This window comes from Coleofasciculus sp. B1-GNL1-01 (assembly GCF_040220235.1).
Taxonomy (GTDB): domain Bacteria; phylum Cyanobacteriota; class Cyanobacteriia; order Cyanobacteriales; family Coleofasciculaceae; genus Coleofasciculus.
Genome location: NZ_JAVJTO010000063.1, coordinates 55,162 through 69,593 on the forward strand (window position 1 = coordinate 55,162; position 14,432 = coordinate 69,593).

Genomic DNA, 14,432 nt, shown 5'->3' on the forward strand with positions numbered 1-14,432 from the left:
TCTCCATTGTGGTTAGGGGTGGGGAAAACTTTAACCCTATGGTATCTCAGGCTTCTTTGTCTGATGTAAGTAGGTGGACACAATTAAAGTTAACGGTTGAGATTAGGGAACTCTTACAATCATTCAGGTTTATAAATCGATGCAGAAAGCCCTTGTTGTTTAAGCCTCTCGACCAGGGTTTTGGCTTCTGACTCTAATTTAAATGCACCCATAGCAATTCTTGTCCCTGCGGGTACGTTCACTACGTAAGCATCAGGGACAATAGTTTGGGCTGTCTCCAGCACACTACTATCGCTAGAGTTAATCAGCACATAATAGAACTCATCACTCAGATTCGAGACGGCGTTGTTGGGATTCAGTTCAGCCGAGGTAGATTTATTCGTTTTTTCTGAGGACTTGTTAGTCGATGATTCGGGTTGAGCGGGTGAGGAATTTGGTGTCACCGATGGCGTCGCCGTTGGAGGTGGTGGGGTAGGAGGAGTTAAAAGGGCGGATGGTAAATTTGAGGCTGGATTCGGTAACTGGGGTAAAGGTAGCACTGAAGCTGTGGGTGGAGCCGCTGCTGGAGGCTGTGAATTGGGAATGGGGGCGATGGGTGCAGCACTTGGACTAGAGGTTGGATTGGCTTTCAGATTAGGGAGTGTATTGATATTCACGTCTGGGAATTCATCATCACTGGCAAGATTAGGTCGATTTACGCCGAGTAATTCATTTTCCCCATTAGCGGTTGTCGCTGTTGAATTCTCAGCCGTTGTGGGTATCTCAGTTTCTAAGAAGTCAAGTCCTAGGCTAGTCCGAAAAATATAGGTCAATGTCGCACTCGAAACCAGCAAGAGTAAAATCGAACCGACACCGAGGGGAGTGAGGATTCTATTCGTTATGGGTTTTTGGGATTCCTTTGGGGTTTCCTGTTCGGCTAACGTTTGCCGTAGTTTTTCTGAGGATTCTAAGTAGTCTTCTGGCTGAGACTGATCCGTTGTCGGGACAACTAATTTACCGTCCTCTTCTAGGGATTCCTCTAGGCTTGGGAAGTCAGTAACGCTTTGCTCCTGAGTCTTCACCAAGGGGGCTTCCTGGCTAGGTAGGGGAGGAAACAGGGGTGGAGTGGGTTCAGTCTCTGGGGATTCCCTCTGTTCTGGTGTGGGAGAACCACTCACGGGAGAGGATTGCCGATCAATGTCTCCGGGAGAACTCGTAGAATCGGCGGCTGGGGCGATAGAAATAGGAGACGCTGTTGTCGGCTCAAGCTGATTGACTCCCGGTTTCTGTTTGGGGTAACGTCCCGGCAGTTGGGGAGATGTGATACCACGTCCCCGACGTTGGCGTCGATAGCGGGCTAATTCGGCTTCGAGTTGCACGTCTAGGCTACCTAAAGCCGTCTGCAAAGCAGGGTTAATCGACAGAGGGGAGGAAGGAGTTGATGATGTAGCTGAGGTTTTTTGGCTCATGAAGGGAACTTCCGTTTAATCCGGCAGGGTTGAGTTAGAGGCTCGTTGTGACAACGAAGACAGTCGTTAAGGATGGTGTTGGTTTAAGATAGCTGTATAGGGAAGCATAAATACTCATGCTGAAATCTCTTAATCATATAGTAGAAGCACTGGATAATCAGCCGTTTTGGCAAGGTCAAAAGCAATTTCAACAGATCCGCGACTGTTGGGCTGAGGTTGTGGGTGCAGATAGGGCGCAGCAAACTAGACCCCATTCACTATCCCGGAATATTCTTTATGTTGCCACGTCAAGTTCGGTTTGGTCTCAAGATCTGAGTTTAAATTGCCGTTCTATTTTGAAACAGCTTAATGCTCGATTGTCCACGCCGATAGAGACTATCCGTTTTTCGCCCGGATGGTGGTATCAAGAGCAAACCTTACCCCAGGCTGAGGAATCGGAACATCCCAGCCTTGTGGATGAACCGGAGGTCTCATCGTCTGCCGATCCGCCTGTGGAACCGCCTACACCCCAAACGGCATTTGAACAGTGGGCGGCAAAAATTAAGGCGCGATCGCAGAACTTGCCCCTTTGTCCGCAATGTCATTGTCCCACACCGCCAGGAGAACTGAAGCGCTGGCACGTTTGTGGCTTGTGTGCGACCAAGCAGTGGCAAGGTTAGTGGATTAGGTGAGAGGTTACCCACCCCTTGACCCTGCTTATCAATGCTGGGCAATCAGATTGATTTAACTTATCATTTTCGTTAAAATTTCTCGCTAAAATTTCGTATCTAACTATACATTAGGTTTTCCGTTAGACTTGATCCCCATTGGGTTTCACCAAAAATTCACCAAGTTTCTGACCAAGCTTAACTGATTGTTTCGTTTCTTTGCGAAAATATGTTCATATATAAAGCAATTATAAAGAAAATATAAAGTATCAATAGTTTAAGTAAAAAATAATGGAAATTAAGAAGATATAGGCAGCTAATTAAACGTTCATTTTTTAAGACATCCAATGAAGACCTTTAAATGCTCAACGTCCGCTTGTCAGTTTTGTCGCTATTACCAACTTGAAGGACGGCGCGGCGGTATGTGTCAGCAACTTGGCGTACCCGTTAAAGCCAATTGGAAAGCTTGTTCTTTAGCCCTACCACCCTTTGCGCCCTCGTGGGAAAGTTTTGAGCAAATATGGCTTGATGATCAACGCATGTTGAGAGAAGATTTAGCTACAACCTGCTCACATAGCCATTCCCAGCCGACACGCTCGACAAAAGTTCAGACATCAAACCCTGAAAACGAGGCAACTAAAGTTGCTCTTGTGTGATTTCCCTTTTATAAGGCTCGGCTAGAGTATCGGTTGATTAGAGGTTACTTACAGCCTTCATCAATTGAACACATTCAGATCAGTAAAGGCATAAAGCTTACCCTTAAGTTTTATCGTTTTAGTGGATTTCCTTTTAATTAATCTTTGATAACCAAATCTTAATCTTTGAGAAAATTGATGTAGGGGCGGGTTTCACCGTTATCGTTTCTGACCTTACCTAGATGTGACTAAACCCGCCCCGACCGAGTGAAAGACCTAACGAACAGTGTCAAACTACGGTAACCAAGGATATTGACGGAAATCAGGAGGGCGCTTTTCCAGGAAGGCTTGTTTCCCTTCTGACCCCTCCTCCGTCATGTAGTACAGTAATGTGGCATTTCCCGCCAATTCTTGCAAACCTGCTTGACCATCACAGTCAGCGTTAAACGCCGCTTTTAAGCAACGGATAGCGATGGGACTTTTTTGTAAAATTTCCCTTGCCCATTGAATCCCCTCCGCTTCCAACTGGTCTACAGGGACAACAGTATTCACCAAACCCATATCCAGCGCCTCTTGTGCCGTATACTGGCGGCAGAGGAACCAAATCTCCCGGGCTTTCTTCTGACCCACGATTCGGGCGAGATAGCTAGCGCCAAACCCGCCATCAAAACTGCCAACTTTTGGACCAGTTTGCCCAAAGATGGCATTATCTGCGGCAATGGTTAGGTCACAGATAACGTGCAAGACATGACCGCCGCCAATGGCATACCCGGCAACTAAGGCAATCACGACTTTGGGCATCGAACGAATCAGGCGTTGTAAGTCTAAGACATTTAAGCGAGGAACGCCATCATCGCCAACGTATCCTGCCTTATCCCGGACACTTTGATCCCCTCCAGAACAGAAGGCATATTTACCATCGGTGTGAGGACCCGCCCCGGTTAATAGGACAACGCCAATTCTCTGGTCTTCGCGGGCGTTACAAAAGGCGTCGTAGAGTTCAAAAACAGTTTTAGGGCGGAAGGCGTTGCGCTTGTGGGGGCGATTAATGGTGATTTTGGCGATACCGTCGGCTTTGTGATAAAGAATATCCTCGTAGGTTTTGGCGGTTTGCCAGTCAATTGACATATCAGTATTTTCCGTTTTCAGTCGCCGCAGTGATTCTTCCAATTGTTGCATCGCCACACTCGCATCGCGTCCATGGGTGCAGACTTTGGTCATCAGAAAAACTTGATCACGCCGCCCAGCCAGGGCTTTGCCCATCAATTCTTCACTGCGATGGTTATTATATTCCCAGGCATTATCCATAAACGTGATTCCCGCGTCAACGGCTTCTTGGACAATGCGGATTGCTTCCTCCTGACTCGACGCATGACCCAAATGAGCGCCGCCTAAGCCAATGGCGGAGACATCTACACCAGTGCGCCCCAGGGGACGACGGGGGATTTCTCCAGGGTTGAGGCTTGTCATACTATTTATATCTCCTGCAAGGAGCGTTTTTGGGAGCGGTGCGGCTGCAACAGGTTGGTTGACTGATTGCAAAATTAAGTCAGAGAGAGCAATTCCTGCACCAAGGACACCGCATCGTTTGAGAAACTGTCTGCGCTGGGGGTTGAGTGGAGAGTGATCACTAACGGCTTTGTCGTTATCGGTCATCAACTTTTATCCGTTTACCATACTTTAAGTATGTTCAAAAAGTATGTTCAAAGACTCAGTTTTGCTCAACGACTGGCACGTTATTGCGGCGGCTGATAACTTTACTGCGGGTACGGTGCAGTCTATACGGTTGCTGGAACATGATTTAGTGATGTGGCATGATGGCGAAGACTTCTCGGTTGGGCAAGATCAATGTCCGCACCGAGGGGCGGCTTTATCACGAGGAGTTGTTCGCTCAGGCAATTTGATCTGTCCTTATCACGGCTTGGCGTATGACCGAAAGGGAAACTGCATTCGCATTCCTGCTCATCCTCACCTGACACCACCAGCAAGTGCTAGTTTGACGACTTATCCTATTATTAAACGCTACGGCTTAATTTGGACATCTCTGGGTCAACCCAAGGATACACTTCCTTATTTCCCGGAGTGGGATGACCCCAGTTATCGGAAAATTCTCTGCGGTGCATATTATTATCGCGCTAGCGGTTTTCGCGCCTTGGAAAATTTTCTGGATTTGGCTCATTTTCCCTTTGTTCATCAGGGAGTGCTGGGAGACGAGTGTCAAAGTGCGATCGCGGACTATCATGTCCACTCTACCCCAGATGAAATTATGATTGACAATATCAAAATCTGGCAACCTGATCCTGATGGTACAGGTAAAGGTAGTTATGTCACCTATAGTTATCGAATTTTGCGTCCACTAACGGCTCATTTTATCAAAGCATCAACTCAAGGGAACTTGGCTATTTTTTTTACCGTCACGCCCGTCACGGAAACCGAATGTCTGGGCTGGATGGGGTTAGCGATGAATTATGGGTTTGATGTTCCTGAAGCTGAATTAAAAGCGTTTCAAGATAAAGTTGTGGCTCAAGATATTCCCATTGTTGAGTCACAACGTCCTCGATTATTACCGTTAGATTTACAAAAGGAATGTCATTTTCCCAGTGATCAAGCCTCCCTAGCTTACCGTCGCTGGCTGAAACAAAAGGGGGTGACATTTGGCACGATACCGTAGGGGCGGGTTTAGGGACTAAATTCCGATATTCACCACTAACGGAACAACAAAACCCGCCCTGATTCATAATACATAAGTCCTCCAATCGCTTACCCCTGAATGAAGAACAAAAATTCATCTGTAATACCCCATCCCTCATCCTTATTTTTCAGCATTGTTATTCCAACGTATAATCGTCTACCCATTCTACAAAAGTGCCTAAAAGCTTTAGAACACCAACATCTCAGGGACAATACTGTTGTCGCTGGCTATGAAGTCGTCGTTGTAGATGATGGCTCAACAGATGGTACCCTAGAGTGGCTGGACTCTCATCGTCAGGAACTGTCCAAAGTGCGATCGCTCTCTCAAGATCACCTGGGTCCAGCCGCCGCCCGAAATCTAGGCGTTGAGCAGGCTAAAGGCGATACAATTATCTTTATTGATAGCGATTTAGTCGTCACCGAGAATTTCCTCCAAGCCCATGCGGATGCATTGATACAGGGACAACAGCAATTAGGGAGCGATCGCGTCTTTACTTACGGCTGGGTAATTAATACCAACAATTTCGATAATCCCAGTTCGGAACCCTACAAGATAACGGATTTTTCCGCCGCCTATTTTGCTACTGGAAATGTGGCGATCGCGCGGAAGTGGTTGGAGGAAGCAGGACTCTTTGACACTCGTTTTCAACTCTATGGTTGGGAAGACTTAGAACTGGGTGTTCGCCTCAAACAATTAGGCTTAAAACTGATTAAATGTCCGGCGGCTGTTGGCTATCATTGGCATCCTCCGTTTAATTTAGACCAAATTCCCCGCATGATTGACCGAGAAATTCAACGGGGACGCATGGGGGTCTTATTTTATCAAAAACATCCGACTTGGGATGTGCGAATGATGATTCAGATGACATGGCTGCACCGGATATTGTGGGGGGTTCTTTCTATCGGTGGGAGACTCAATGAACGAACTATGGCATCCTTTTTGCAATGGTTGATTAATCGTGGGAAGCCGCAGTTAGCCTTGGAAGTTGCCCGAATTTTCCTGAATTGGTATAACGTGCAGGGAGTTTATGCGGCTTATGCGGATATGGAACAAAAGCGGTAAAACAAAAGAAAGAGTGTATTTAACTTATGAGTCAATCTACATCACCTGAAAGCAACGACAAGGAAGTTCAGGGAATTACTAGGATTTCTGTACAGGGGTTTAAGTCTCTTTATGACGAGTGCAGTATTGAAATCCGTCCCTTAACCATTTTGGCAGGTGCGAATAGTTCCGGTAAATCCAGCATCATGCAGCCATTATTGCTGATGAAGCAAACTCTGGAAGCACCCTATGACCCTGGTGCATTGTTACTGAATGGTCCGAATGTGCGATTTACTGCTAATGAACAAATATTTTCTCAATTCAAATCAAAGAAAAATATTTGCGTATTTTCGACAAATATAGAAATAGATCAATCAAAAAGTTTACTTCAAAAATTTAAAGCCGCAAATCGGGGTAAATTAACAAATTTTGAAATTAAACATAAAGAAGGAGAAAAAGAAAACAGATTTTGGAAAGGAATGGCTCGTCAAGAAATATTGTATTTTTTGACAGAGTATTATCAAAATAAAAATGAGTCTATTGGATGGATTATACAAAACACAGGAGAAATGGTTGACCACTTAGAATATAGCATTAATCTTGAACGTTGTTTCCTTGATTTAACCTGTAAATCTAAAATTTTTGTGAGTATAAATACCGACAAAAGTACATTGCTGGATGCCAATTTATATGATAGCCATTCTCATACAAATTTATTTAAAACCAATATTCGCAAAATGATTCATCTGCCAGGGCTAAGAGGTAATCCCGAACGGACTTATCCTACCACAGCTATTGGCAGCGAATTTTCCGGTACTTTTGAGAATTACGTTGCCAGTATAATTAATGAATGGCAGGAATCAAATGATAAACATATTAAGCATTTAAATAAAACCCTTGAGATAATTGGATTACCTAAAATTGAAGCTGTGCAGGTTAATGATGTACAGGTTGAATTACGGATAGGTCGTTTTAGCATTGCTGATGTTGGTATCGGTGTCTCTCAAGTTTTACCAGTTTTAGTAGCGCTTCTGGTAGCAGAACCAGGACAGTTAGTGTACATAGAACAACCCGAACTTCACTTACATCCTCGCGCCCAAGCTGCTTTAGCGAATATACTAGCAGATGCAGCTAAACGAGGTGTGCGTGTTGTTATAGAAACTCACAGTGAATTGCTACTTTTAGCGGTTCAATCTTTAGTCGCAGAACGCCAATTATCGCCAGATTTGGTAAAATTGCACTGGTTTACACGGGGAGATGATGGGATGACGAAGGTTAGTAGTGCTGATTTAGATGAAGCGGGTGCGTTTGGAGATTTTCCTGAAGATTTTAGCGATGTATCTCTAAAACTAGAAAGCCGCTATTTAAATGCGGCTGAATCTCGTTTATCGGAAGGTTCCAGTGGTAGCTAAAGGGGTTTCCAAGCGACTGGTAATTGATGCGTCAGTTGCCCGTTCATCTGGCGGAGAGGATGCGACTTATCCAACTTCAGTACATTGTCGGGATTTCTTACAAGCTGTTTTGGATATCTGCCACAAAATTGTAATGACATCAGATATTAAAGAAGAGTGGGATAAGCATCAATCAATATTTGCGCTGAGATGGCGTCGTCGAATGGTGGCTAAAGGAAAGTTTGTCTTTTTAAAAGAGGTTTCAGGCGATAAGGAGTTATGGGATAAAATTGATCTGATTGCTGCTACGGACAAACAACGTGCAGAAATGTTCAAAGATGTACGATTACTGGAAGCCGCGATCGCGACGGATAAAACTGTGATATCGTTGGATGATAATACAGCCAGAACATTTTTTAGTCAGGCGGCTAGTGAAATTAACGCACTCAAAGACATTGTGTGGGTAAATCCCGATAAAGTAGAAGAAGAGACACCGATTGAGTGGCTAAAAAGTGGTGCAAAACCGGAGTCTAAGCGATTACTGGCAACCTGGTGCGATCGCGTACCATAGATCTAAGATTACACCGATTAGCTAAATAGAGTCACCATATAGCCTATAGCCGGGAAATAAATTTCCGGCTAAAGTAGAGACGCGCCATGGCGCGTCTCTACAATGGTGCCGAAAGTCCTAATCGATGTGTCTACTGCTATATAATCTATATAATCTTTTTTATAGATGACAGTCCAAGTTCTAGCTTAGTTTAATCACCGCGTTGGAAGTATCTAAACCAAGCCTTTCAGACAAAGACAGCAGAAAGCATGATCGCACTGTTCTCTTAAAATAAAAAGTAACGCTGTGCCATCGGTAAACTCTTAGCTGGTTCGCAAATTAACAATTCTCCATCTGCCCTAACTTCATAGGTTTCTGGGTCAACCTCCATCTCCGGTAATGCCTCATTTAATTTCATATCTCGCTTACTTACTTGCCGGGTATTGGACACCGCAACCGTAGGTTTTTGTAGTTTCAATTGTGTCGCAATATCTCGGTCTAATGCCGCCTGAGAGACAAAGGTTAACGACGTAGCCGCGATCGCACCACCAAAACTGCCAAACATGGGACGGCTGTGAATCGGTTGGGGTGTGGGTATACTGGCATTGGCATCCCCCATTTGAGACCAAGCGATCGCACCGCCTTTGATCACAATCTCCGGTTTGACGCCAAAAAAGGCGGGTTTCCACAGACATAAATCAGCCAGTTTCCCTTTCTCCACGGAACCTACATAGTCAGCAATGCCATGGGTAATCGCCGGGTTAATTGTGTACTTTGCCACATACCGCTTTGCCCGAACGTTATCATGTTCCACCGCTTCCCCAGAGGGAGGAGATAAAACACCCCGTTGCACTTTCATTTTGTGCGCCGTTTGCCAGGTGCGAATAATCACTTCCCCGACTCGCCCCATCGCCTGAGAATCGGAGGCAATCATACTAAATGCGCCTAAATCATGCAAAATATCCTCAGCCGCGATCGTTTCCCGGCGAATCCGGGACTCGGCAAAGGCGACATCTTCTGGAATCCCCCGATCTAAGTGATGGCATACCATCAACATATCCAGATGTTCTTCCAAGGTATTCATCGTGTAGGGGCGAGTGGGATTCGTGGAAGAGGGCAAAACATTAGCTTGCCCACAAACCTTGATAATATCGGGGGCATGACCCCCACCTGCGCCTTCGGTATGGTAGGTATGGATGGCGCGGTTTTTGAATGCCGCGATCGTGTTTTCCACAAATCCGGCTTCGTTGAGGGTGTCGGTATGGATGGCGACTTGCACATCATACTCATCGGCGACGCTGAGACAGGTGTCTATTGTGGCTGGTGTGGTTCCCCAATCTTCGTGTAACTTTAACCCCATTGCCCCCGCTAACACTTGTTCTACAAGTCCTTGGGGTTGACTACTATTGCCTTTGCCTAGAAATCCCAAGTTTACCGGAAACGCATCGGCGGCTTGTAGCATCCGGTACATATTCCACGGACCCGGTGTGCAAGTCGTGGCGTTGGTACCTGTCGCCGGTCCTGTACCGCCGCCTAACATCGTGGTAATCCCGGATGCGATCGCGACTTCGATTTGTTGGGGACAGATAAAGTGAATATGGGAATCAATTCCCCCAGCCGTGAGAATCATCCCTTCCCCCGCCACAGCTTCCGTCCCCGGACCGATAATAATATCGACGTTATCTTGAATATTGGGATTTCCGGCTTTGCCAATCTGGAAAATTTTGCCCTCTTTAATCCCAATATCGGCTTTAACGATTCCCCACCAATCCAAAATCAGGGCATTGGTAATCACCAGATCCACCGCCCCATCTGCATTTGATATAGGAGATTGTCCCATCCCATCGCGAATGACTTTCCCGCCACCAAACTTGACTTCATCCCCATACGTGGTGAAATCCCGTTCCACTTCAATGAACAATTCGGTATCAGCAAGACGGATGCGATCGCCTACAGTCGGACCATAGGTTTCAGCGTAAGCGCGGCGATCCATTCGGTAACTCATCGCGGTTTCTCTGGCAGATGCTATGGGGCGGGTCAATTATACGGCATTTCTGCGCGATCGCACGCCCTAAAACGAGCAAAAAAAGAGGAGGAAACCGATGTCCTCCCCAGTCCTTATCTATTGTGGCAACATGAGTTTCAAACAATGTTAAGTTTTGTTTGAGAACCTATACCAATGTGCCTTCTTTATGCTATTTCTTTCTTAAGCTGATAGCCGAGGCTGATCAACGTCAACCTGTAACTGGCGACAGGGGATTTTTTCAATCTTGATCGCTTGACCCAGATAAGTTGATAAAACTTCGAGTTGAGCATCCGATGCCGCTTCAAACAACAGGCGATCGCCGGGAAACACAACACGCTCAAAACTGTAAGCGCTAGGGTTACCAATCCGAATCACTTGCAGTGAGCTAGTTGTGTTGGCATAGCTACAAAGACGTTGAGCAGAAGCACTCGTCGGTTGTGAAGGAATGGCTGATATCATCATGATGGGTCTTAGGTGTTCTTGAGTAACAAAGCGAAGGTGATTGACTCCCTCTATTTTAATTTTTACAAATTAGAGTTTAAGTTTACTAAAAACAATTGTTAAATTTACACTAAATTTTATATTTGTTGACAAAATTAAATACAAAGGGTATTGACATTTAACCTGTCAAACCCTCAGAAGCGACGAAGGATAAGCGGTTTATCATTAAACCACCTTAGTGGAATTTTGGCAACCGGAAAGCGAGAACGGGAAACAGCCAACAGGCTATTTAATTTAAACGAATCTTCGTTCAGTCATTTTTTAGTAACATACTTATACAATTTGTCGGCAAAATCAGAGGGGATTTATCTCCGGCGACTCTGAGATGAGAACGATTCAGACTGATATCACTTAAAAATGTTATGATACGCCCCGCAGTTTACGAGAATGATCCACTAAACTCTCCGCAAACTGATCTAAACGCTTTGAGAGTTTCTCATCTAAAAGCTTGCCATCCTCGCCAAAGGCTTGCCAAGCTCGACCAAAAGCAATTTGCTCTGGAATCACCCAACCATGAACCCAACGGATAATCAGCCGGAGTTCATTGAGGGCATTACTATTGGCTTGACCGCCTAAAACACTGAGCAGCCCTGTTACCTTACCCGATAAATGGTCAAATGTCATCAAATCTAGGGCATTTTTGAGTACCCCACTCACGCCCCCATGATATTCCGGTGTAACCAAAATTAAGCCATCAGCGTCCTGTACCGTTTCCCGTAATCGGATCACATCAGGATAACCGGGATAGTCATCGCTACCGATACAAAAGGGTAACTGCATCTGTCGCAGGTCAAGAATTTCTGTGGATGCGCCCAAGGCTTGTACACGCTGAATGGCTAAGGTTAAAGCTTGATAACTATAGGATTTAGCTCGCAGGCTACCATTAATGCCAACAATTTTTACCATGTCTTGCCGATGAATACTTTCTAATACAAAATACCTTAGTTCCCTGGTTCCTGACATCCCACACCCCACACGCCACACCCTGCCTACTCCTTCACTTTTCCGAAAACACGATTGCATCCTCTCCTAGCCACGGCTAGATTGGAGGAACGCTAAACTAGAGGTTGGTAAAGCAGTTGAACGTGCCGCGTCACGCCTTGGCAGCATAATGCTGCGAGTTAATAGACAGGACCAACAAGGGAAATTTTGGATGAACAACAGTTCCTGGATGAGATCATGGATGGGACAAGAACCGCGTAGAGGTTCAACAAGGAAGCCAAAACCGCCACAGAATAAACTCCGGTATTGGTGGCGTATGGTAACCAGTTTAGTGATCGTTCAAGGTGTGATGCTGGGTGTCCCTGCCCAAGCGCAACAAACGGAGCAAAAGCCATCGTTAAGCTATGGGCAGCTTTTGCGGCAAATTGATGCCTGCACGCCGCCACCCTCATCCCCAGACGAAGAGAACCCACCGAGTCAGACATCGAAAACGGATTGTGATATCGAAAAAGTTGAACTAGACCCCGCCCGTGATGTTGCCAGAGTCTACTTAGTCGGACAGGAAGACGCCGAACCTCCTCAAGAGATCATGCTACTGGAGCAAAATGGCGAACTGATTGGCAAATTGCGGAACACCAATATTCCCTTGGATGTGACACCAACCACGAATAATTCCGCCGCTGTAGGGTTGGTGATGCAGTTATTTTTGCTCTTACTCTTGCTCGCCGGACTGATGATGATTCTGCGCCGTTCGGCGAGTAGTTCCGGTCAAGCGTTAAACTTTGGCAAATCTCGCGCTCGCTTTCAGATGGAAGCGAAAACAGGGATACAGTTTGGGGATGTGGCGGGGATTGAAGAAGCGAAAGAAGAATTGCAAGAAGTTGTCACATTTCTCAAACAACCGGAACGGTTTACCGCCATCGGTGCGCGTATTCCCAAAGGGGTGCTGTTAGTCGGTCCTCCGGGTACAGGGAAAACGCTGCTGGCAAAAGCGATCGCGGGAGAAGCGGGAGTTCCGTTCTTTAGCATTTCGGGCAGTGAGTTTGTGGAGATGTTCGTCGGGGTAGGTGCCTCGCGAGTGCGGGATTTATTCAAAAAAGCCAAAGAAAATGCTCCCTGCTTAATCTTCATCGACGAAATTGATGCCGTGGGCAGACAACGGGGTGCGGGTATCGGTGGGGGTAACGATGAGCGAGAGCAAACCCTCAATCAGTTGCTCACAGAAATGGATGGATTTGAGGGAAATACGGGGATTATCATTATTGCGGCGACCAACCGTCCCGATGTCTTAGATTCCGCCCTGCTTAGACCGGGGCGATTTGATCGCCATGTTATGGTCGATCTACCCACCTATAACGGACGGCTGGGGATCTTGGATGTCCATAGTCGGAATAAGAAATTAGCACCAGAGATATCCTTAGAAGCGATCGCCCGACGCACTCCGGGATTTTCGGGCGCGGATTTGGCGAACCTACTTAACGAGGCGGCGATCCTCACCGCCCGACGGCGTAAAGAGGCAATCACACCTCTAGAAATTGATGATGCCATTGATCGGGTGAGCATTGGTCTGCAAATGACGCCGCTTCTGGATAGTAAGAAGAAGCGATTAATTGCTTACCATGAGGTTGGACATGCTTTGCTGATGACCATCCTGAAAAATTCTGATCCCTTAAATAAGGTGACAATTTTGCCCCGTTCCGGTGGTGTGGGTGGGTTTGCCCAACCCTTACCCAATGAGGAATTTATGGATATCAGTCGCTCTACGGATCTGGGTGATTTGTACTTGCCCCGGACGTGGCTGATTGATCAGATTACCATCGCTTTAGGGGGGCGGGCGTCGGAAGAAGAAGTCTTTGGTCATAGTGAAGTGACTATTGGTGCCGCCAGTGATATTAAGAAAGTGGCAGAACTGGCGCGTGAGATGGTGACTCGCTACGGAATGTCTGATTTAGGTCCGGTTGCTCTGGAACGCCCGGATAGCGAAGTGTTTCTCGGCGGTGGTTGGACACAGCGATCGGACTATTCCGAAGAAGTTGCCGCTAAAATCGATCATCGAGTTCAAGCGATCGCGATGCAATGCTATGAACAAGCGCGTCAGCTAATTCGCGACAATCGACCGTTGATTGATCGCTTAGTGGACATTTTGTTGGAACAGGAAACCATTGAAGGGGAGCAATTCCGACAAATTGTTGCCGAACACACCCAACTGCCAGAAAAACAAATGGCGGTGATACATTAGGAAGGCAAAAAGGAAAGCAGAAGGCAGAAGGCTGTAAGGTTGATGTCTTATGCTTTTTCGTCTAAGTAGGTTGGTGGAAATAAACTTAACTAGATTAAATAAGCTGTTCGGCGTTTAAACCTTAATGTCAAGCATGGCAAAATCCTTGTAGTGCGAGCATCTTGCTCGCTACTAATTCCCAATTTACAGCGCTTTTCACGTTTACAGCGTTTTCCATGCTGGTGAGGTACATTGAGAATAAGACTTTTGCACTCACAGAGGCTAACCTCGTCTTGTTACTGTACCTCACTAGACTGAGAAATGCTGTATGGAATACAAAA

The 14,432-nt window shown here is 46.1% G+C and carries 12 protein-coding genes and 1 pseudogene; 7 read left to right on the top strand and 6 right to left on the bottom strand.

Annotation, left to right across the window (positions count from 1 at the left end; all coding sequences use genetic code 11):
- Nucleotides 1-119 precede the first annotated feature (119 nt).
- On the bottom strand, nucleotides 120-1,448 hold the full coding sequence (locus RID53_RS15690; protein ID WP_446388987.1) for a hypothetical protein: 1,329 nt from the start codon (nucleotides 1,446-1,448) through the stop codon (nucleotides 120-122).
- A gap of 116 nt (nucleotides 1,449-1,564) precedes the next feature.
- Between RID53_RS15690 and RID53_RS15695 the strand changes: the two genes are divergently transcribed.
- Together RID53_RS15695 and RID53_RS15700 are read left to right on the top strand one after the other, a co-directional pair.
- The gene (locus RID53_RS15695) at nucleotides 1,565-2,107 is read left to right on the top strand and encodes a DUF721 domain-containing protein (RefSeq protein WP_446388988.1); all 543 of its coding nucleotides are present in this window, start codon (nucleotides 1,565-1,567) and stop codon (nucleotides 2,105-2,107) included.
- Between the two features lie 335 nt (nucleotides 2,108-2,442).
- Nucleotides 2,443-2,751 (top strand): hypothetical protein, encoded by a 309-nt coding sequence (locus RID53_RS15700; RefSeq protein ID WP_446388989.1) that lies wholly within the window; start codon nucleotides 2,443-2,445, stop codon nucleotides 2,749-2,751.
- Nucleotides 2,752-3,024: 273 nt separating this feature from the next.
- Here the strand turns inward: RID53_RS15700 and menB are convergent, their stop codons facing one another.
- Nucleotides 3,025-3,858 carry a 1,4-dihydroxy-2-naphthoyl-CoA synthase gene (gene menB, locus RID53_RS15705; protein ID WP_446389053.1) on the bottom strand — a complete coding sequence of 278 codons (834 nt, stop codon included), beginning with the start codon at nucleotides 3,856-3,858 and terminating at the stop codon, nucleotides 3,025-3,027.
- A 9-nt stretch (nucleotides 3,859-3,867) separates the two neighbouring features.
- Nucleotides 3,868-4,386 (bottom strand): annotated as a pseudogene (locus tag RID53_RS15710) (aldo/keto reductase); the annotation flags it as partial.
- 43 nt (nucleotides 4,387-4,429) lie between these two features.
- Here RID53_RS15710 and RID53_RS15715 point away from each other — a divergent pair.
- From RID53_RS15715 to RID53_RS15730, 4 genes are all read left to right on the top strand, one after another.
- Nucleotides 4,430-5,401, top strand: coding sequence for an aromatic ring-hydroxylating dioxygenase subunit alpha (locus tag RID53_RS15715; protein WP_446388990.1), 972 nt, complete (start codon nucleotides 4,430-4,432; stop codon nucleotides 5,399-5,401).
- Nucleotides 5,402-5,500: 99 nt separating this feature from the next.
- Complete coding sequence (locus RID53_RS15720; RefSeq protein ID WP_446388991.1) at nucleotides 5,501-6,484, top strand: glycosyltransferase family 2 protein; 984 nt, start codon at nucleotides 5,501-5,503, stop codon at nucleotides 6,482-6,484.
- 26 nt (nucleotides 6,485-6,510) lie between these two features.
- The gene (locus tag RID53_RS15725) at nucleotides 6,511-7,875 is read left to right on the top strand and encodes an AAA family ATPase (RefSeq protein WP_446388992.1); all 1,365 of its coding nucleotides are present in this window, start codon (nucleotides 6,511-6,513) and stop codon (nucleotides 7,873-7,875) included.
- Complete coding sequence (locus RID53_RS15730) at nucleotides 7,865-8,425, top strand: hypothetical protein (RefSeq protein ID WP_446388993.1); 561 nt, start codon at nucleotides 7,865-7,867, stop codon at nucleotides 8,423-8,425. Before RID53_RS15725 ends, RID53_RS15730 begins: the two co-directional genes overlap by 11 nt.
- A gap of 265 nt (nucleotides 8,426-8,690) precedes the next feature.
- Here RID53_RS15730 and ureC read toward each other — a convergent pair whose 3' ends face one another.
- The 3 genes from ureC to RID53_RS15745 form a co-directional block, all read right to left on the bottom strand.
- Complete coding sequence (gene ureC, locus RID53_RS15735) at nucleotides 8,691-10,409, bottom strand: urease subunit alpha (RefSeq protein ID WP_446388994.1); 1,719 nt, start codon at nucleotides 10,407-10,409, stop codon at nucleotides 8,691-8,693.
- Between the two features lie 201 nt (nucleotides 10,410-10,610).
- The gene (locus RID53_RS15740; protein WP_446388995.1) at nucleotides 10,611-10,892 is read right to left on the bottom strand and encodes a DUF1830 domain-containing protein; all 282 of its coding nucleotides are present in this window, start codon (nucleotides 10,890-10,892) and stop codon (nucleotides 10,611-10,613) included.
- 399 nt (nucleotides 10,893-11,291) lie between these two features.
- On the bottom strand, nucleotides 11,292-11,837 hold the full coding sequence (locus tag RID53_RS15745; protein WP_446388996.1) for an NADPH-dependent FMN reductase: 546 nt from the start codon (nucleotides 11,835-11,837) through the stop codon (nucleotides 11,292-11,294).
- Nucleotides 11,838-12,084: 247 nt separating this feature from the next.
- Between RID53_RS15745 and ftsH the strand changes: the two genes are divergently transcribed.
- Entirely contained in the window at nucleotides 12,085-14,112 is a 2,028-nt protein-coding gene (gene ftsH / locus RID53_RS15750; RefSeq protein WP_446388997.1) for an ATP-dependent zinc metalloprotease FtsH, read from the top strand.
- The last annotated feature ends 320 nt before the right edge of the window (nucleotides 14,113-14,432 follow it).